13 protein-coding genes are annotated in these 19095 nt (G+C 47.9%); 3 read left to right on the top strand and 10 right to left on the bottom strand.

Going from position 1 to position 19095, the window contains the following annotated elements; translation table 11 throughout:
* Positions 1–59: 59 nt before the first annotated feature.
* Positions 60–644 carry a sugar O-acetyltransferase gene (locus DXC51_RS30575; protein WP_117544282.1) on the top strand — a complete coding sequence of 195 codons (585 nt, stop codon included), beginning with the start codon at positions 60–62 and terminating at the stop codon, positions 642–644.
* 56 nt (positions 645–700) lie between these two features.
* Positions 701–1330, top strand: coding sequence for a CatA-like O-acetyltransferase (locus DXC51_RS08625; protein ID WP_117544281.1), 630 nt, complete (start codon positions 701–703; stop codon positions 1328–1330).
* Positions 1331–1571: 241 nt separating this feature from the next.
* On the opposite strand, the gene DXC51_RS08620 is transcribed toward DXC51_RS08625, so the two are convergent.
* The 4 genes from DXC51_RS08620 to DXC51_RS08605 form a co-directional block, all read right to left on the bottom strand.
* Entirely contained in the window at positions 1572–3308 is a 1737-nt protein-coding gene (locus tag DXC51_RS08620) for a glycoside hydrolase family 2 protein (protein WP_117544280.1), read from the bottom strand.
* 71 nt (positions 3309–3379) lie between these two features.
* Positions 3380–4249, bottom strand: coding sequence for a carbohydrate ABC transporter permease (locus DXC51_RS08615; protein WP_021637105.1), 870 nt, complete (start codon positions 4247–4249; stop codon positions 3380–3382).
* Between the two features lie 10 nt (positions 4250–4259).
* The gene (locus DXC51_RS08610) at positions 4260–5180 is read right to left on the bottom strand and encodes an ABC transporter permease (protein WP_021637106.1); all 921 of its coding nucleotides are present in this window, start codon (positions 5178–5180) and stop codon (positions 4260–4262) included.
* 62 nt (positions 5181–5242) lie between these two features.
* Positions 5243–6841: an extracellular solute-binding protein gene (locus DXC51_RS08605; RefSeq protein ID WP_117544279.1), complete on the bottom strand. Its 1599-nt coding sequence runs from the start codon at positions 6839–6841 to the stop codon at positions 5243–5245.
* A gap of 254 nt (positions 6842–7095) precedes the next feature.
* Between DXC51_RS08605 and DXC51_RS08600 the strand changes: the two genes are divergently transcribed.
* A complete protein-coding gene (locus tag DXC51_RS08600) occupies positions 7096–9390 on the top strand; it encodes a helix-turn-helix domain-containing protein (protein ID WP_025489394.1) in 2295 nt (764 codons plus the stop codon).
* Positions 9391–9559: 169 nt separating this feature from the next.
* Here the strand turns inward: DXC51_RS08600 and DXC51_RS08595 are convergent, their stop codons facing one another.
* The 6 genes from DXC51_RS08595 to DXC51_RS08570 all read right to left on the bottom strand — a co-directional run bounded on the left by DXC51_RS08595 (position 9560) and on the right by DXC51_RS08570 (position 19065).
* On the bottom strand, positions 9560–11314 hold the full coding sequence (locus tag DXC51_RS08595; RefSeq protein ID WP_117531553.1) for an AAA family ATPase: 1755 nt from the start codon (positions 11312–11314) through the stop codon (positions 9560–9562).
* A gap of 180 nt (positions 11315–11494) precedes the next feature.
* Positions 11495–13903, bottom strand: a complete 2409-nt coding sequence (locus DXC51_RS08590) for a glycoside hydrolase (RefSeq protein WP_025489393.1) — start codon at positions 13901–13903, stop codon at positions 11495–11497.
* A gap of 278 nt (positions 13904–14181) precedes the next feature.
* Positions 14182–15594, bottom strand: a complete 1413-nt coding sequence (locus DXC51_RS08585) for a sensor histidine kinase (protein WP_025489392.1) — start codon at positions 15592–15594, stop codon at positions 14182–14184.
* Complete coding sequence (locus tag DXC51_RS08580; RefSeq protein ID WP_117531555.1) at positions 15587–16237, bottom strand: response regulator transcription factor; 651 nt, start codon at positions 16235–16237, stop codon at positions 15587–15589. The genes DXC51_RS08585 and DXC51_RS08580 overlap by 8 nt, the downstream gene beginning before the upstream one ends.
* A gap of 193 nt (positions 16238–16430) precedes the next feature.
* Positions 16431–17204: an AIM24 family protein gene (locus DXC51_RS08575; RefSeq protein ID WP_025489391.1), complete on the bottom strand. Its 774-nt coding sequence runs from the start codon at positions 17202–17204 to the stop codon at positions 16431–16433.
* A gap of 103 nt (positions 17205–17307) precedes the next feature.
* Positions 17308–19065, bottom strand: a complete 1758-nt coding sequence (locus tag DXC51_RS08570) for a glucosidase family protein (RefSeq protein ID WP_025489390.1) — start codon at positions 19063–19065, stop codon at positions 17308–17310.
* Positions 19066–19095: the final 30 nt, after the last annotated feature.

The raw sequence follows: 19095 nt of genomic DNA, 5'->3' as shown, positions 1-19095 counted from the left end.
ATGGCTAAAACAAAGGCTTTTTTGTGCAAAATAAATAAGAAAGTATAGAGAGAATTTCTATGACAGAACGAGAAAAAATGCTGGCCGGAGAGCTGTATGACTGCGGGGACAGCGAATTGTTAAACCAATGGCACAAGGCCAAAAATCTCATGCGTGACTACAATCTCACCGATACCCGGGATGCGGAAGAAAAGGATAGGATTTTATCGGAACTGCTTGGCGGCCGCGGAAAAAACCTGTGGATTACCGCTCCTTTTTATGTGGATTACGGAAACAACATTTATTTTGGAAACAACTGCGAGGTGAATTTAAACTGCACCTTCCTGGACTCCAATAAAATTATCGTCGGCGACAACGCCCTCATCGCGCCGAACGTCCAGATTTACACAGCCTTCCATCCAACCAGCGCCAGGGAAAGATTCGGCGAGCAAAAGGCTGACGGCTCCTTTGAATTCTGCAAGACCCGGACAGCGCCGGTTATCATTGGAAATAACGTATGGATCGGCGGTGGGGCCATTATCCTTCCGGGCGTTACCATCGGCGACAATGTTGTCATCGGCGCGGGAAGCGTGGTTACCAAAGACATCCCGTCAAATACGATAGCCTACGGCTCCCCTTGCCAAGTAATCAGGGACAACGAATAACAAGCCGTCCCGGCGGGCAAAACAACATAAAAACAAAATCCAACCGGAGGTATCCCATGGCAAATCAGTATCAGGTAATCGATGAAACAAACTGGAAACGGGCCGTTCACTGCGTGGTTTTCAGAAACAGCACAGAACCCGCATTCTGCGTAACCTTTGAGCTGGATATTACCGGTTTTCTCAAAAAAATCAAAGAGCGGAAATTATCCTTTACCCTGGCTATGGTTTATGCAGCTTGCAGCTGTGCAAATACAATTGAAGAATTCCGCTACCGCTTCCTGGATGGCAAGGTGGTTTTATTCGACAAAATCGACACCGCTTTCACCTATCTTAACCGGGAAACGGAGCTTTTTAAGGTGGTAAATGTAGCTCTCACAGACAGCCTGGAGGAATATGTGGCGCTGGCCGCCAGGACCGCCGCCGATCAAAAGGAATATTTCACCGGGCCGCTGGGAAATGATGTGTTTCAGTGCTCCCCCATGCCCTGGATATCTTATACCCATATTTCCCACACCAATTCCGGGAAAAAGGAAAACGCCACGCCTTTGTTTGACTGGGGAAAATATTTTGAAAGAGACGGCAGAATCCTGCTGCCCTTCTCTGTCCAGGCACACCATTCGTTTGTGGATGAGATTCATGTAGGAAAGCTGGCAGACGCCCTACAAAAATTTATGGAGGAATACTGATATTGCGGTGCCTGAAAGCAATTTTCAAACACACCAATGCTTCGGACGCCGTATAAAAAAGCTGCGGCGTCATGCTCCATATTGCCCATACCGCAAAAAGAAACGGCATATTTCACGCCGTTTCTTTTTGTGTCCGCCCTGCTGCTTTCGTCTTGCTTTTTTGCCCTGCTTCTTCCGGGACAATATCCATCTGTTCATCCCGAAAATATCTGCAACAGAACCTTATCTTTTTTCTCTATTGTCAGAAATACGTATCCACACTGCCAAACATTCTCTTAACCGTCTCATAAGCCAGCTTCGGCCGTCTGTATTCATCCACAATTCCCTTATTATTCATGGTTCTCGGCCGGCCGCCGAACCAGCTGTCACACACGTTGCAGTCGCAGAACTGCCAGAGATAAACGCCGCTGCAGCCCTCCTGCCCGAAAACCGCCTCCAGCTGTTTTTCAATGGCATAAGCCTGGTATTCCTCAGACCATTTTACCCGGGAAGGTGTGCGGCAGCCATAGATGGCGCCCGCGCCCGTCTCCGTTATCAAAAACGGCTTTCCTGCGCCTTCCGATTCCTCCTGGACCCAGTCATAAAGGCCTTTCAGGTAGTCCTGTACAGGCGTGTCATGATACCATAAGGGATAAATGTTATAGGATACCACCTCAGGCAGTCCGAAACAGATATCCGTTTTAAACTGACAGCTTGCAGAGGAGCGCGGCCGGCTCTGATCCAGCTGGCGGATCAGCTCATACTGCTTACGATAGCATTCCTTTCCATACTCCGTATGGCTTGCGCATTCATTCAGAATCCCCCAGATATAAATGGAAGGATGGTTGTAATGCGCCTCAATCATTTCCCGGATACAGTCCTCGCATTGCCGTTCGAAGTTGGGATTTCGCATGTTTTCCTCTGAAAGCCCTCTCGCATGGTTCTCTTCCCATACAAGCATGCCTGTTTCATCGCACAGATCCAGGAAAATTTCATCATTGGGATAATGAGAGGTACGCACGGAATTGGCTCCCATATCCTTCATGAGCAGCAAATCCTGCTGCATGGCCGCAAAAGGGAGGGCGCAGCCAAACTGGGGATGATCCTCATGGCGGCAGAAGCCCTTAATCCTGAGCTTCCGTCCGTTCAGCAGGATATCCTTCCCCTCAATACGGACCTCACGGAAGCCTGCCCGATCAATGAGATCGTCCGTTTCCCGGCCCTGCGCATCCAGCAGAACCGCATTCAGCAGATATAATACGGGATTTTCCGGACACCACTCCTGCGCCTGCGGGAAAAGTGTTTCCTCCGTTTCAAATCCGCATACGCCGTTTCCTTCTGCCCGCACAGCAGCCTCCGCCACCGTCTCTTCCCCAAGGGAAAGCAGGATCCTGCCCTCAAAAGGCGCCGCGGATAAATTTTTTACTTCTCCTTTTATCACGAAATACCACTGCCCGTCCCTGCGCAGGGGAGTAAAATGCAGCTTCGTAAGGTACGCATCCTTCAGCTCCTCCAGAACCACCGGACGGGTAATTCCTCCGTAGGTCTGGTAATCATTGGGCACATGCAGCGCCGAATCCGGGCCGAAGGAATTGTCAACGTAGACTCTCAGCGTATGTTCCCCCGCCGGAAGCTCCTTTACCACTGCCGAAAACGGGGTATAGGCATTGTAATGCTCCGCTATCCGCATATCATCAAGATATACCTGTGCCGTATGGCTGACCCCCTTAAATTCCAGGCGTATGTTGCCTTCGCAGGCAAATCTTCTTTCATAAACAGCCTTTCCCCGGTAGGTTAACGTATCCGGGCAGTTCTCCCAGCAGCCCGGAACTGCGGTTTTCATTTTAACCGGAGCCGTCCCCTTACCCGGGGCAGTCTCTTTCCCCCCGGCTGTCTCTCCAACCGTTCCTCCCTCTTCAGGCAGCGTTTCAAAATCCCACAGACAGGAGGACAACTCCTGTGTTTTCCTGATTCTGTGTGTTGCAAATGTCCGTACCATCCGTACAGCCTCCTTTTCTTACTCTTTAACGTAACTGCAGAACTGTTATTTTTAAAGTAACTGCAGAACCGCTATTCTTTGACAGCCCCGATCATGACGCCCTTTACAAAATGCTTCTGGATGAACGGATACACGCAGAGTATGGGCACCGTGGAAACAATAATCGTCGCATATTTTATCGTCTGCCCCACATCCTCCACATCTGTCTGCCCGGTCATGGCTCCCAGCTGGCTTCTGGTGAGAATATCCCTGAGGAAAATCTGCAGCGGCATTTTGTCCGCATCCCGCAGATATATCATGGCGTGGAACCAGGCATTCCAGTGTCCTACCGCATAATACAGCAGGATTACCATAATTGTGGGCTTGGCCAGCGGCATGATGATCCGAAACAGAATAGTCCAGTCCCCGGCTCCGTCAATGCGCGCCGATTCCTCCAGCGATTCCGGAATCCCCTCAAACCCCGTTATCATAATCATCAGGTTAAAGGTGCTGACAGCGCCGGGCAGAATCAGGGAAAGCCTGCTGTTTATCATTCCCAGATCCTTAATCAGCAGATAGCCGGGAATCAGCCCGCCGCTGAAATACATGGTAAAAATAAACATGATAGTAAGCACGCGGCGCAGCATAAACTGCTTTCTTGACAGCACATAGGCCGCCATGCAGGTCGCCAGGATATTAACCAGCGTTCCCACGGTCACATAAAAAACCGTATTCATGTAGCCGCTGTAAATGGAAGGATTTAAAAATACCTTCTTATAAGCGCCAAGCGAAAATCCCAGCGGCTTAAGCAGCAGGCTTGAATTGCCCATCAGCTTCAGAGGATCGCTGAAGGAAGCAAAAATGACATATAAAAAGGGATACAGCGTCACAAGCGAGACAAGCAGCAGCACAAGGCCATTGCATATCTGGAATACCCCTTCACCCAGATTTCTTTTTTTCATATATATACTCCTACCATAAGCTATGTTCTGTCAACCTTTTACAGAGTTTATTTGCAATAAAAAGCAATGTAAGGTTGATGACAGAATTAAACAGTCCCACTGCTGTGGAAAAGCTGTAGCTTTGATCCACAAGCCCCTTCCGGTAAACATACGTGGAAATTACATCCGCAGTCTCATAAATTGAGGAATTATAAAGCAAAATGATCTTTTCAAAGCCAAGATTCATCATATTCCCCACTCTCAGGATAAACATGGTGATGATCGTGGGAAGGATGCCCGGCAGCGTCACATGTATCATCTGTTTCCACCGTCCCGCTCCATCCATTCTCGCCGCTTCATACAATTCCGAATTAATCCCCGCTATCGCTGCAATATATATGATGGAGCCCCAGCCGATCCCCTGCCATATATCGGAAATTACATAAATGGGCTGGAAAAAGGAAGGGTTCATCATCAGATTTTGTTTGGGATAGCCAAATAACGTCATCAGCTGTGTCAGGAAGCCGTCCGTAGCCGTAAACTGAAGAACCATTCCGGCAATTACCACCGTGGAAATAAAATGCGGCATATAGCTCACCGTCTGCACAAATTTTTTATATCCCTGGCTGCGCACTTCATTTAAAAGCAGCGCCAGCAGAATCGGCGCAGGGAAGCCGAAAAGAAGATTTTTCAGATTAATGCTCAGGGTATTGCGGATCAGACGTTCAAAATACACGCTTTTGAAAAATTCCGCAAAATGCTTCAGGCCGGCCCATGGGCTGTGAAGCACTCCCAGCTTGGGGGTATAGTCACGGAAAGCGATCTGCGCTCCGTACATGGGGTAATAGCAGAACACAAGGTAATAGGCCACAATCGGCAATATCATAAGATACAGTCCCTTATGTCTTTTTACATTCTGCCAGAGCCTGGCAGCATAACTGTCCTTTTTCATAAAGACTCCTTCTTTCAAACAGGCCCGCAGCTTTTCCCAAAGCCCGGGCCTGCCGGTATCAATTATCTTGCCAGGTACCTGTCATATTCCGCCTGTCTGATTTCTATCGCCCTTTCAATATTCATGTTCCTGATATTTTCCACAAATTCAGGGAAATTCTCCAGAGGCTCCGTGCCCAGGATGAATTTCAGCTTGAATTCATCCAGATAGGTCTGAATATCAGTCATGATGGAGTTATATTCCTGCAGCTCCGCATCCGTCATGGTTGCAGGGGGCATATCCTTCACTGTGGCATCGGGAGTTGCCCAGACTTCCAGGGATTTTTTCTGCACGTCATAAGCATATCCGCCCAGCATATAATCCTTTTCCACCAGGAAGGGCTTGTTATTGCAGCCGGCATAAATGGAGAGCGCTTTTTCAATGGACAGCCCGTCCGGATTATGAAGGACAAAGTCCGTAAATACCGGTTTGCCGTCAACCATTTCATAGGTCACGCCTTCCTTGCCGTAATTGGCCAGCATATTTCCCTCTTCGCCATAGGTATAGTCAAGCACGCGGGCCGCAGCCTCCGGGTTGGAACAGGTTGCGGAAATCGCACCGCCGATATTATTGATCCGGTAGCTGCTCTGGTCAACAATGAATTTATCTCCCTTATTTAAAACAGGGTTGGGGGTGGGCTGATAATTCATTTCCTTGTTTTCTTCCTGTATGGTCTGTATCTTTCCAAGAGTTCCGCCGGTATAGCCCCATACAAGCCCTGTTCTTCCGCTGGAAATTTTGGCAAAAAAAGCGTCCGTATCCTGGGTAAAGGCATCAGGATCCAGGATTCCCATGTTCATCCAGCGGTTAAACAGAGTCAGGAAATCCAGATACTCATCCTCAATTGCCCCGAAATGCACTTTATTATCACCGTCTACATACATCCCTTCTCTGATTCCGAAGCTGTTGACCATAATGTTATAGTTTCCATAAATAAAGGAAAATGCGGAATCGCAGCCCTTCTGATCCTTGAAGGCAACCAGAACATCTTCCATTTCCTGAACAGTTTCCGGCATCTGCAGCCCCAGTTCATCCAGCCAGTCCTGCCTAATCATATTTCCATTGAAAACAAGCGGGGAATCCGGCTTTCTGATCATAGGTGCCCATGCGTACAGTCCCTCATTATTTCTGCATAGCTTGTCAACCTCCGGATCGGATTCCAAATATGCTTTAAAATTAGGCATGTATCCATTATCCATAAGATCGTTAAGAGGGATAATGGAGCCGTCCAACAGCAGCTTTTGCACACCGCCCGGAATCGTCGGTTCAAGTTCAATAATAATATCCGGAAGATCATCTGTACCTGCTAGCAGCGACAGAGCATCTTTGCCGCCTGAACTGTCAACAAACTGAAGATCTACATTGCAGGCTTCCTCGATAGCCTGCCAGTACTCCCAGTCTCCCTGGTCATTATACAGATCTCCATTTGTCCAATAAGACCAGACTGTGAGCACAGGCGTCTCTTCTCCCGATGTCGCTGCGCTTCCGGTTTCTTCTTTATTGGAAACGGATGCATCCGCCTGAGTCTGTCCGCTGCTGCCGCAGCCTGTGAACAGGGACGAAAAAGTCAGCAGGGCTGCCAGCGCGGCAGTTCCTAATTTGCTTGGAAAATTCTTCTTCATAATTACTGTCCTTCCTTTTTATGAAATGATGTTTTTTTGAAAATCACTCCGAACCGGCGCGCCTCGCTTCGGTTAATGTCAGTTACAGCATAGCCCGGAAAACCGGCTGCGTAAATCTTGGAAAAAGGAAATTCATATGTATCTGCCGCAATATTTCAGAAATATAATATTTGTTTAGAAAAATAATACTGGCTTTTTTACAGCCTATGGTATACTTATTTTACAGTAATAATAATAAAAAGGGTGATTGATTTATGAGGCGGCAGACTGATTCTAAAAAGAAAAAAACAGGTTTATTCTGGAGAACACTAATTTCCTATGCCAGCGTTCTGCTGCTTCCCATCATTATCTGTTCCTTCTATTATTTTCACAGCTATAATGCTTTAAAGGAACGAACCATTGCCAGCCAGCATCTGATGCTGGAAAATTCCGGTGAGCAGATCAATTCCGTATTCCGTGATGCGATTACGCTTGGCTCCCATATTCAGCTGAATAAATATGTAGTCGCTCTTGCCAACAGCAAAAGCACGCCTGGATCCACGCCTGTCATGGACCGCTATTATCTGAAAAAGGATCTGGCGGCCATGCAGATATCCAATGCGCTCATCCAGCGAATCAACCTGTATTTTCCTGATTCCGGTTATATCGTAAACCCTGTTTCCACTTTTGAAAAGTCCCTGCTGCCTGCCATGGAAGCAAAAAGCAATACCATGACGGACGGCGACTGGGATGCGATCGGCAGCGCATTGCAGGAAAACCGTATCATATGCTATGCAAACAGGGAGAAAAACTTCATCGTTATAGCCCAGAACCTTCTGACGGATATCACAGGAAAGCCGCTGGCTGTGCTGTGCATCCAGATTGACAACAAAAGCCTGCTGACCCGGCTGCAAAGCCGGCTTCTTCTGGAATATTCCTGCGCCTTTGCTTTGGTGGATCAGGAACAGCTTCTGCTGGCCGCCGGCAGCAAAGACGACAGCCTTTCCGCCCTGCCCATAGCGGAAATCGCCTCTTACTTCACAGACCGGCCAGATGCGTCCTTTTATGAGACAAAAAACCAGGGAAAGGTCATTATAGATTATTATCCGTTACAGATTTCCGGTACGGCGCTCATATCCATTACGGAAAAGAAGGACTACCAGGCCCAGATGACCCGGCTGCTGGAAATCATGCTGCTTACGATTTTGATCTGTATTTTTACAGGCCTTGTGGTAATCATGTATTATTCCCGTAAAAATTATGAGCCGGTGTCCCAGATCCTGCAATTTATAGGGGATACGGACGAATCTGTGGGGCCGGCCCAAAACGAATATCATCTGATCATGAAAATACTTACCGAGAACCGGAATGAAATAGCCAGACAAAAAATGATGCTGAAAAATAATTATCTCCAGAAAATCTTTTCCGGAGAAATAGAATTCAGCCAGATACCGGAGCAGGTTGCCGAACAGTTTTCCTTTAACCTTTCCTTTCCCACGGTCTGCGTCGTGCTGCTTTCCGTGGAAGGGACAGGCAGCCTGAATGAACCGGAGGGACTGGCGGGACTGACCGCCTTTACGATTGAAAATGTATTCCAGGAGCTTCTTTCCCCACAGTTCCCTGACAGCCATTTCGGAATCCGCAAAGGAAAGATTTCGGTCCTGATTCCGGTTTCCGGCCAGCTTGACCGTCCGCTTGTACAGATCGAACAGCTCACGGAAAGGCTGATAGGATTTTTGTCGGATACCTTCCAGCTTTCCCTGAAAGCCGGAATCAGCAGCCTGCAGTCCCAGGAAAAGATACCGGAAGCCTGCCTGCAGGCGGATACCGCGCTGGAATACCAGAGACTGTTTGAAACGGGCAGGATCTGTCTCTATGAGACGATTCCCCAGAAACAGATCATAGGCTCCATCCCGCTGAACACCAGCGAGTATATTGTAAATCTTGTCACCACGTGTAATCAGGCGCAGATAACCGAATATTTTAATGATATAGAAAAAAATCTCGAAAAATGTGAACTCTCCTGGGCCGACGCCAAAAGCTGCTATTATTTCTTTTATCAGGCCACTGTCAAGCTCCGGCTATACTGCCAGACGCATTACGGCCTGCAGCCGGAGTCCTTAAGCTTCCTGGATGAGTCCTTCTTTTCCCAGTCTCTGCCCAAAGCGCTCTCCCAGACCTGCCGCGCTTATCTGGCGGCCTGCCGGGAGATTGCGGAAAACTGCAAAAATCCCTCCTATGGACAATGGGGAAAGGATATCTGCCGCTTTATAGACAATAACTATTTTGATGTTAACATCAATCTGAATACAATAGCCGAACATTTTCAGATTACCCCGTCCTACCTGTCACGTAAATTCAGGGAGCAGTATCAGAAAAGCGTTATCGACTACCTTTATGAAGTGCGGATTTCAAACGCCGTTTCCCTGTTGAATGAAACGGATTTAAAAATTGCGGACATCGCGCAGATGACCGGCTTTGTGGACAGCAACGCATTTATCCGCATATTTAAGAAGCTCAAGGGAACGACTCCCGGCAAATATAAGGAAGGTATCCTCCAGGGGAACTAATCGGCAGGACAGCGCTTCGCGCTGACCGTAAGGAAGTGATTCAGAAGTGCCAAAATCCATCGCCGCAGGCGATTCAGGATGGATTTTAGCAATAACTGTGAAGTAATGAACAGGTATCCTCCATGCATAAGCAGACGCATGGGGGATACCCTGAATTTTGGCTGACATATCACTCTTTTACGGCTACTCTGCAAAGCTTTTTATAGAAAGCAATTCCATACAGAATAAAGGTATGATAGCCTTCCAGTTTCAGTTCAGCATCATATTGCCTGTCTTCGATCTGAGTCAATGCTTCTTTTGCTTTAGCTCCCAGCTCTGCATAGGTATCTGCGATTTTTATTTCAATTATAATCGCCTTCCCCTCATAGGGTGCGGAAAGCAGCAGCAGGTCACTTCTCCCCAGGCCGCTTTCCCGATTGGACTTTATTATATATCCGTCCATCATTTTCAACAGCCCGCCAAGAAAACCATGATAGTAATCTTCCTTATAGTCATAAAAACTAATGGTCTCCATCAGATTCCCGGACAGTTCTTTTTCCATAACCGCCACATTTTTCCCAAGGACGGCCTGATACAAAGCCGAGAAATCCGTCTTTTTAATTCTTTCCTGAAACCAGTCCATTATCGTATTTCTGTAAATCAGCTTTACTTCTGTATTTGGAATCGCCAATTCCAGGTAAACAGTTTCACCGTCAAACCGTTCACCCTTTTTTTTCAGGTATCCTGTAAAAAACAGAAAATTCCACAGATTTTCTTCTGATTTATATACTTCATCATAGGTAATCTCTTCGTGAACCGGCTTTTCTATCACTTCTCCCTCAATCAATGCTTCCATTTCCTGCCTTACGCTGCCATCAGCACGTTCCACCAGTTCCCTGACAATACTGTTGGAGGAAGTATTCGCCCAGTATGGCTTCGGAAAAGCATTCTTATCAACAGCCGCCGTTTTCGTATAGTTCAGTACGCTCCACGGATTATATACTTCTGTCTTTCCAAATACATAGCCATCATACCAGCGCCTGACTTCACCTTTCTTGTTACTGATTCCATAGGCTTCCAAAAGCTGTTCCACTTCCGGCTGGGTAAAACCAAAATGCTCCGCATAATTTACATTAAGGATTGAAATCATTTCCGGATTGTTCAGTCCGGTAAATATACTCTCCGAATGACTTCGACAGAAGTCATTACCCCTGCACAGGAGAATCGGAGATTCTCCCAATGGCTCGGCTTTAGCCGAGACTATGCAGCCAGTGATTACGGCAAATTCCAGGCTGGAATTGGTTTTTAGCGCCGATTCAAAAAAGGAACGGATGAAATCTGTCATTTGTTTATAAAATCCGTTAAAATATGCATTTTCCAGTGGAACATCGTACTCGTCCAGAAGGACAATTACATTTCTTCTATAAACCTTTTTCAAACAACGGGTAAGGAATTCCATTGCCATCGCATAATCAATTCTGGCTGCTTTTTTTCCTCTGATCCGGCAAAAAAGTTCTTTTTCGTCCGGCAGCAGCCTTGCACTTTCAAGCACATCGTCATGGCGTTCAAATTCCTTTGCAATTTCATTTACCATTGCATCATAAGCCATATTCCAGTCCGGCTGCTTTGCAGACTTTAAAGAAAGGTTAACTACCGGATACCGACCTTTATGTTTCGTATATTTTTCACCGGCTTCCATAATCTTAAGCCCTTTGAACAAGTTATTATTATCTGTATTCGTATCGCTCACGGGCATCTGCTCAAAATAATATCTGAGCATACTTAAACTTAATGTCTTGCCAAAACGTCTCGGCCTCATAAACAGGCTTACTTCACTTCTGTTATCCAGCAGTTCCTTTATCAGCAATGATTTATCCACATAGTAAAAGTTGTTTTCTCTCAGTTTTTTAAAATCTTCGATTCCGATTGGCAATGGTCTGTCCATTTTATCCCCGCTTTCTGCCTTTCACTGACTGTCTTTCACTGACTCCCTTTACATAACTATCCTATGCTTTTACAGTTGCATTTCCCAGATGCATCTTTTCTCTGATTATACCCTGTTTGAAGTTTAACCGCAATGTATTCTCCAAATCAAAAGCTCTGCTTCTCCTGTTATCATAAGCGTTTATGCATTCCCGGACTGGAGGGAAGGGGTGTAAATCATGCTTTTCCCGTCCATCTGTATCCATACGGAATGTCCCGGGATACTATTTCCTTCATATTCATATGCTTCCTCTGCAAAGTTGGCCACCGCGGCAATGTTTTCTCCGTAAACAGTTTTCTGCACCGCCCCGTCCTGCGTGAGATATTTGAAGTCTGTCATCTCCTGCAGCACTGCCTTCCTGCTGAATTCTGACCACACGGCGTGATGTGCGGCAATATCCTTCTGATACCGCTTCCACTCCGCCGCATCCAGGTGGTACAGGGGCGGAACATTGTACAGAACCTCTCTTACCATGCGGTCCGCCGTCGCCCCCTGGATTTTGAAGGTGGACCAGTCCCAGTGATAGCCTGTGATAACGGAATCGTTGTATACCAGCTTGTACAGTGGAATATCATACCTGGGGTCCACGAACAATGTATAGTACTTATCTTTCACCGGAATCCTTTTTGAAAAATGTTCGGCAACTCCGCCGGCGGGATTGTAATACTTTCCGATATAGTACTCACTGTCCCGATTCTTTTTCATGTCATCGTCCATCCAGGAAAAGGTCTTCAGTTCGATTCCATGGGCAAAGGCAATCGTGGAAGCCGCAAAATCATTGCCGCCCTCAGATCCCACTACAAAACGATACTGATCCCGGATATAGGCCATCCTTTCCAGCCTGGCCGCCAGATCCTCTTCCTGGGTTGCAGGGTGGGATGGTGAATAATCGTCATAAATTTCCCCGGTTGCATCACAGTCAATAAACCAGGAATTAAACGGAAGCGAATTCGACATAATGTCCTCCATGCGTGCTTCCACCGCAGGAAAAGCCAGAACAGGATTCAGTTTGCGCCCCACATTCTGAAAGCCGCCCACTTTTTCTCCATTTTTGTCCGTAATCGTGGCTTCCTCATATAAAGCTGTATCCTCAAACTGCGCCGTTATCCACTGCTCTTTGCCCGGTTCGTGAATGGAGTGATAGGAATCATAGCTTCCGATCAGATACCCCTGCGCGGCGGCTTTCTCCACAAGCTCCGGTTTTGCGTACGCCTGCTCCCAGCTGTTGAGGCCTATCCAGGCCCGGTCAATGCCGCTCTCCTTCAGTCCCTGAAGCAACTCCGTCGTCCCGGAATCCGTCCATTGCTTTGCGTCGGTAAAAATCTCCGGCCAGTTAACGGCCAATGCCTCTTTTTTCACCTGAATTTTTTCTGTTTCGGTCAGATTTTCATACCCTTTTGCCAAAAGCTGCGTCATCGCCGGGGAATGCTGTGTAAAAACAGCTGGATCCCAGAAATCTCCCCTTTTCAGCAGCTGGCTGAGATAACTGCATACTGTATTTTTCTGATATTCAGCTACATAATCCTGCTTTTTTATTTCTTCCAGCGCTGCTGTAAATTCTGAACCGTTTTCCTGGCTGCCGGCAAAGGATGAAAGATACACTGTCAGCGGAGAATCCGCCGCCTGCCGGAAAGCCTTCCAGTCAATATCATCAGGGGAAATAAGGAATTCTCCCCACAGATAAATGAACGGAGCGCCATAAAGCTTACGGATATCCGAATTGCTCTGCGCCTTCTGCTCCAGTGTCATAAAATCACCCTGTTCCATGCGGTAATTCCTGTAAAGCCTGGCTGCGCTTACCGGATCCGGGCCGGTCAGATAAATCCGGTAACTGCTGGATCTGCTCCTATCAATTGCCGGATAGTCATGGGAAACAGAGAAGGTGATAGCGGGATCTGCAGAAAACTGCAGGTTCGTCCGAAAGGGATCCTCCACAATATACAGAATGGAAAATTCTCCGGACGAGGTAATCCAGAAAGGCATGGAAAGCTGTTCCAGCACGGAAAATTCCTGTCCGTTCAGATATTCTCTAAAGACCGCGTCCCCTGCCGGCACCCGTTTTCCTTCTCCAAAGGGAAAATAATAGGTTTCCCCTGAAATTTCCGGCCATACAAAGGTATTATCTTCCTCTGTTTCCGAAGTGATTGTTACGCTTAAATAGTCCTCCGCCGGCGTTATGGCGACAGATGTCCTTTCCCCGGGATACCGCCAGCTGACAGTACCGTCTTTTTCCTGATAATCTGAATACTCCCGCTCTTTACCTCCCTGTGAAACGGTCAGCAGCGTTCCCCTGGTTTCCATAGTCAGTTCAAAGTTTTCCGGATTTACCTGGAAATCAAAAGGGAGTCCGGAAACCCGGCCGCCTGAAGCATCTGTTTGTGTTTCTAACGATGAGTCTGTCGTTGTCCCATCTGCAATGTCCGCCGGAGATTCCTTCCCGTCTTGCGCTGACTGATCCACAGACGGAGCTTTTCCGGCACATCCGCCCAAAATCAACGCAATCGGCAGTATAAGGCAGACGGATTTTTTTAAAAGCTTTACTGTTTTCATCTCTTTCTCTCCATCAGTTTTCATAGCTGTTTTTGCGGCAGGCACAGTAAATGCGCCTACTCATTAAGCAGCTGCAATTTTTCTTTTTTAATAAAATAATCCGGCAGTCTGCGATCGTTTTTTATATTCCTCCTTCTGTAAGCCGATCCTATAGATTTATCCTGCCCGATATCAGGAAGTTTAACAGAGGGCTGTTACAACCATGTGACAAAAAAGGCATAAGCGGATACTTTTTTATATCCGTTTATGCCTTTCGAATCTCTTCTTTTGTTTTGCTTTTAATTTTCATTTTTCAATGCAGCCGGAAACAATACTTCAAACAATATCCTTCCCTCCCCGATTTCACATCGGACAGAATAGCCATACTGCTCTGCAATTCTTTTTACAATAGCAAGTCCAAGGCCGGTTCCGGTCAGTGCCCTGCTGCGGGAAGGCTCCCCTACATAAAATGGATCCCAAATCCGTTCCGGATCCAGCGCGGCATTATTAAACCCGTTGGATATTCGGAACCGGCACCATTCTCCCATCCTGCAAAGCGTCACCTCCACGGCGCCGGAAGAGGCATATTTTACCGCGTTTGACAGCAGGTTGGAAAACAGCAGGGCAACAAGCTCACTGTTTCCTATGATTTGCACATCGCAGGCAAGCTCCTCCTGAAAAGACATTCCCCGGGCATGCAGGGCCATTCTTTGGTCCTCCATGCATTTATGCAGTATCGTATCAAGGGCGATGGGCGAAAACGGGTATTCCCTGCTTTCGATCCGGGACAGGCTGAGCAGCCGTTCCACCAGACGGGAAATCCTGGCGTTCTGTTCTTCAATTGTATCCAGGAAGGTGCCGTCATCCAGGCCGTCCTTTATGCCGGAGGCGTACATGCCAATGAGGGAGACCGGCGTTTTGATGTCATGGGCCACATCATCCAGAAGCTGTTTCATCTGCCTGTTTTTATTAAGCAGCTGCTTTTCATATTCACGAAGGGAACGGCTCATCTGGTTCATGCTCTCTGCAACGGTTTCCAGTTCATCTCCTGTACGGATATCCAAAACGGCATATTCCTGACGGGAAAGCTGCCGGGAAAAGTGTTCCATCTGCCGAAGCGGATTGGTGATATGCTTTACGAACAGGCTGATCAGCCCCACAGCCGCCGCCAGGGAAACCGCATACAGCACAATGCTGAAACGGTTAACCAGGCGGATAAAATCCGCCGCATCAGGCACTATTGCAGCAATCGCATATAATTGTTCCCCTACAGGCATATACTCCACCAGAATTCCGTAATTTAATTTTTCCTGCCCATACAGCCGGAAGCGGTATCCATTCTGCACTGCTGAAATATAATCCTCTTCCCAGAGCCAGAACTTCTGAAAGCCCAGGCCTTTCTGTCTGAATTTTTCCCGCAGGTCACTGCTTAAGCTGTCATAATTATCCGTATTCCGGGAAAAAGCCACCAGCACATTTTCCCTTTCTTCCAGCTCCAGGGCAGCTTCCTCCGGGGTGCATCCCCGTGCCAGTGCCTCCTTTAAGGTTTCTCCTGCCTGCCGGACATTTTCTCTCTGTCTGTGCAGATAATATCTTTCCATGACGCGGGAATTAATAAAAAGAGTGGCCGTAAGAATCAGCAGGAGAATGCCTGTAATCCCAAATATAAATTTTACGGACAGCCTGTGAAAGCGTTTCCTGTTTTTATGCATTTTCTTCCCCCATTACATAACCCATCCCTACGCGCGTCCGGATATAATCCTCTCCGATTTTTTTCCGCAGGCGGCGGATATTTGTGTCTACGGTACGGCTGTCCCCTTCGAAATCCATCCCCCATACATGATTTAAAAGCCATTCCCGGGAAAGCACCGTTTTGAGGTTGCCAAGAAAGCAATGCAAAAGCTCAAATTCCGTTTTCGTAAGGGTAAGCCGCTGTCCGTTTTTCGACACCTCCATCGTTGCCGGGTTCAAAAGAAGCTCCCGGTATTTCATAATATTTTCCGCCCGGCACAGCTTTTTCACCCGCAGAAGGAATACCTCAATATCAAAGGGCTTGCGCAGATAATCATCCGCGCCGCAGGTAAGCCCGGTAATTTCATTTTCGATTTCGCCTTTGGCTGTCAGCATCAGAACCTTAACCGGAAAATTCAAAAGCCGGATTTCCTTAAGGGTCTGGATACCATCCTGAACCGGCATCATCCAGTCCAGAATCACAAGATCCACCTGATCCTCTGACAAAAAATCAATGGCGGCGCGGCCGTTGTCAACAATATTCACCTGACAGCCCTCCCGCTGGAGATAGAGCTTCAGGATTTTCTGCATATCCGGATCGTCTTCGGCAATCAGCAGCTTCATATTTTTCTCCTTTTTTCGAAATTTGTGGGGATAAAGAATAGAAAACCACCGGTTTATGAGCCAGTGGTTTTCTGTTATTTCATATTATATCCGTTTTGGGTTTTCCTATAGCGGCAGACTTTTTCCCGGCAAACTCAGCCAGGGAAAAGCAGACGCCTCCCGCCAGATAGCAAGGCAGCTCCTACAGGATAATTTAAACGTTCGGCATCTTGGAAATGGGGGCCATCATCACCTTGCCGGTCCCGCGGTACACATTGACAAGACCTTCGCCGGAAGCCGCCGAACCGATGAGGGATTTGCCGGAACGTTCCACCGTAAATTCCAGGCTTCCGCTCCAGGCAACCGCCATATTCCCATCGACCTTCAGCACATCATTCTGCAGGGTGATTTCCACCAGCTCCTCGCGCGGGCAGTCCGCTTCAATACAGAACACGCCGCTTCCGTTCAGGCTTAAATTAAACAGGCCCTCGCCGCCGGCCACTGCGGAAGAAAGATTGGAACGCATAACCGCCTTGTGCTTCAGTCTGGAATCACAGGCCAGGAAAAGTCCATCATCCAGTACAACAGAGCCTCCCCAGTCCGCCGCATCCATTAAAATCAAATGTTTATAGGTTGGCTCCAGCACCAGAAGCCCGTCCCCCGTATATTCCGGCTTAATTGCTGATTCTCCGGTAACCTTGCCGCGCACCGCTTTCCCGAACAGATCTCCCACGCCTTTGATGCCGGTTGTCGCATTTACATTGCCAAGCATCCACTGCATGGCCCCTGCCTGAATCGTAACACTGGCTTTGCTCAGGTCGCATACCACCTGACGTTTTCTCACATTCATCTGGCTGCTGAAGTAAGCAACCGTTGCCGATGATGGCATAACGCTCAGATCCCGGACATATTCAATCACTGAAAACGGGCCGGCAGACGCAAGTGTTTTCACATCATCATTATCCATAAAATTCGAAATCTGGTACATAAGATACCTCCTCTGTTCTGTTTATATACAGAAATTTTATCATTCCGGGCAGTGGCTGGCAAATTAAGAATATCTTAAGCCCTGACAATGAAAGGCACAGCAATCATCCTTCGGTCATATCCCATACAAGGCTTTCGCCCGCACCCAATGCAACTTTTTTCTGTTTTCCGTCCATACACAGAAGGAATGTCCTCTGCCGGTCCAGCAGATTGGTTAAAGAAAAACTGTTCTCCTTCATTTCATATTCCAAAGCGTAGGGCTTTGCCTCCAGCCGAACCCGGCCTGTTTTATTGAGCATGGGGGCAATCCTCAGATCCACATCCAGATCGGGCTGCACCCCCAGATACCCCCTAAGCAGGTTCCAGATAAATACGCAGGGATATTCATAATAGTGGGCGGCGCCGTGCCAGTTTTTATCATCCTGGTAGAAGATATAATTCATATCATAGCGTTCACCCATCAGATAATCATCCAGCCTTGCCTGCCGGCAGACGGCCAGGAGCTGCTGCTCCAGCATATCCCTCCTGCCCTGAGACACCCAGTAAGCAAAATCCCAGCACCAGTATCTTCCTGCCGCGCACAGGTCATAGGGCACTCCTATTTCCGAATCGGTATAGTCCTGTATCCTGGCTGATAAAAAGGTGGGAAACCGCTGGAACTCTCCGAAGCACTCTTCCACAAGCTTCTGCACCGCTTTTTCCTGCGCCTCATCCGCATAGCCGAACAGCAGCGGCAGTTCATTTGCCAGCAGATGGATATGATCATGCCTGACGCCGCTTCTGTCCACCCAGTCGGCAAAACGTCCGTTTTCCCGGTCCCAGAAGCCTGCCGGGAGATCCGCCGTCATGGCCCGGGCCAGCTTTCTTTCCAGCGCCAGATAATGCTTTTCTTTTTCGCTGTCCCCGGCTCTTCTCTCCAGATCCGCCATCCTCCTCATGGCATCGGCTGCCAGTGCGGCGGACATACATTCCCTTCCGTCCTTGATAATCTGATCTTCATAATAAACATCGGACCAAAGACGCCCCTGCCTGTCCATGCAGTCCTCCACAAGAGTCAGGGAATTTTCCAGCCCTTCCTTATTCCTTTCAAACCAGGCCAAGTCTTTGGAGGCCGCCACATAAAGCCATGCGGATTCTATAATTTCCACATTTCCGGTAATAAGGAACATTACCGCGTTGGTCTGCAGATCTTTGCTGTTTCTTCTCACATGGTATTCCCTGACCCCATTCGGCTGCAGGGCGCAGGGATCCCGGTACAGCTGTTCCGGATCCTCCGCCATCAGCTTCAGCTGCAGCTCCAGCATCCGGCGGATCAACCCCAGATCAAAGCTATCCGCCATGGCCGCGCGTCCTTTGATTTGGAATTCATGATCCACATCAGGATAAGTACCCGCATATACCTCTTTTTGAAGCGTGCTCACCACATAGCCGTCCCGCACCGGATAGCCCGCTCCTGCTGTGCGTTCCGCAACGGAAGGAAGAAGCGTCCTCCAGTAAAACTGATAAACAGCTTCTTCAAACTCCTTTCCGTTTTCAAAGTCCAGGGAAATGGAGTTTCCCATAATATCACAGTGGGGTATGCCCGGATAAATGGTGACGCTGATTTCCTCCTCCGCTCCGTCAAACAATATCTCCGCCTTATGGCCGTCTTCCTTTACCATTACCTGGAAAGGACGCTTTGCGCTGATCCGGCAGGCCTTATTTCTTTCCGTATTCTTTGAAGGGACGATGAAGCACTCCTCCACCTGAGGATTTTCACAGGCGCAGTCATAGGTATGTTTCAGGAATAATTCCCCTTTTTCCTGCACCAGATAATAGAGAACCGGCGTTGCCGAATCATAGATAATTTCTTTTTTCCACATCTTTTTCACCCTTTCTGCGTCAGGAATGCT

Source organism: Eisenbergiella massiliensis, from assembly GCF_003435485.1.
The sequence above is the reverse complement of the archived record's forward strand: the minus strand, read 5'-3'. Positions and strand labels throughout refer to the sequence as shown.

Bases quoted from the DNA above. Each gene is read 5' to 3' on its own strand.
- DXC51_RS30575 (WP_117544282.1), top strand. From the start codon at position 60: ATGACAGAACGAGAAAAAATGCTGGCCGGAGAGCTGTATGACTGCGGG.
- DXC51_RS08625 (WP_117544281.1), top strand. From the start codon at position 701: ATGGCAAATCAGTATCAGGTAATCGATGAAACAAACTGGAAACGGGCC.
- DXC51_RS08620 (WP_117544280.1), bottom strand. From the start codon at position 3,308: ATGGTACGGACATTTGCAACACACAGAATCAGGAAAACACAGGAGTTG.
- DXC51_RS08615 (WP_021637105.1), bottom strand. From the start codon at position 4,249: ATGAAAAAAAGAAATCTGGGTGAAGGGGTATTCCAGATATGCAATGGC.
- DXC51_RS08610 (WP_021637106.1), bottom strand. From the start codon at position 5,180: ATGAAAAAGGACAGTTATGCTGCCAGGCTCTGGCAGAATGTAAAAAGA.
- DXC51_RS08605 (WP_117544279.1), bottom strand. From the start codon at position 6,841: ATGAAGAAGAATTTTCCAAGCAAATTAGGAACTGCCGCGCTGGCAGCC.
- DXC51_RS08600 (WP_025489394.1), top strand. From the start codon at position 7,096: ATGAGGCGGCAGACTGATTCTAAAAAGAAAAAAACAGGTTTATTCTGG.
- DXC51_RS08595 (WP_117531553.1), bottom strand. From the start codon at position 11,314: ATGGACAGACCATTGCCAATCGGAATCGAAGATTTTAAAAAACTGAGA.
- DXC51_RS08590 (WP_025489393.1), bottom strand. From the start codon at position 13,903: ATGAAAACAGTAAAGCTTTTAAAAAAATCCGTCTGCCTTATACTGCCG.
- DXC51_RS08585 (WP_025489392.1), bottom strand. From the start codon at position 15,594: ATGCATAAAAACAGGAAACGCTTTCACAGGCTGTCCGTAAAATTTATA.
- DXC51_RS08580 (WP_117531555.1), bottom strand. From the start codon at position 16,237: ATGAAGCTGCTGATTGCCGAAGACGATCCGGATATGCAGAAAATCCTG.
- DXC51_RS08575 (WP_025489391.1), bottom strand. From the start codon at position 17,204: ATGTACCAGATTTCGAATTTTATGGATAATGATGATGTGAAAACACTT.
- DXC51_RS08570 (WP_025489390.1), bottom strand. From the start codon at position 19,065: ATGTGGAAAAAAGAAATTATCTATGATTCGGCAACGCCGGTTCTCTAT.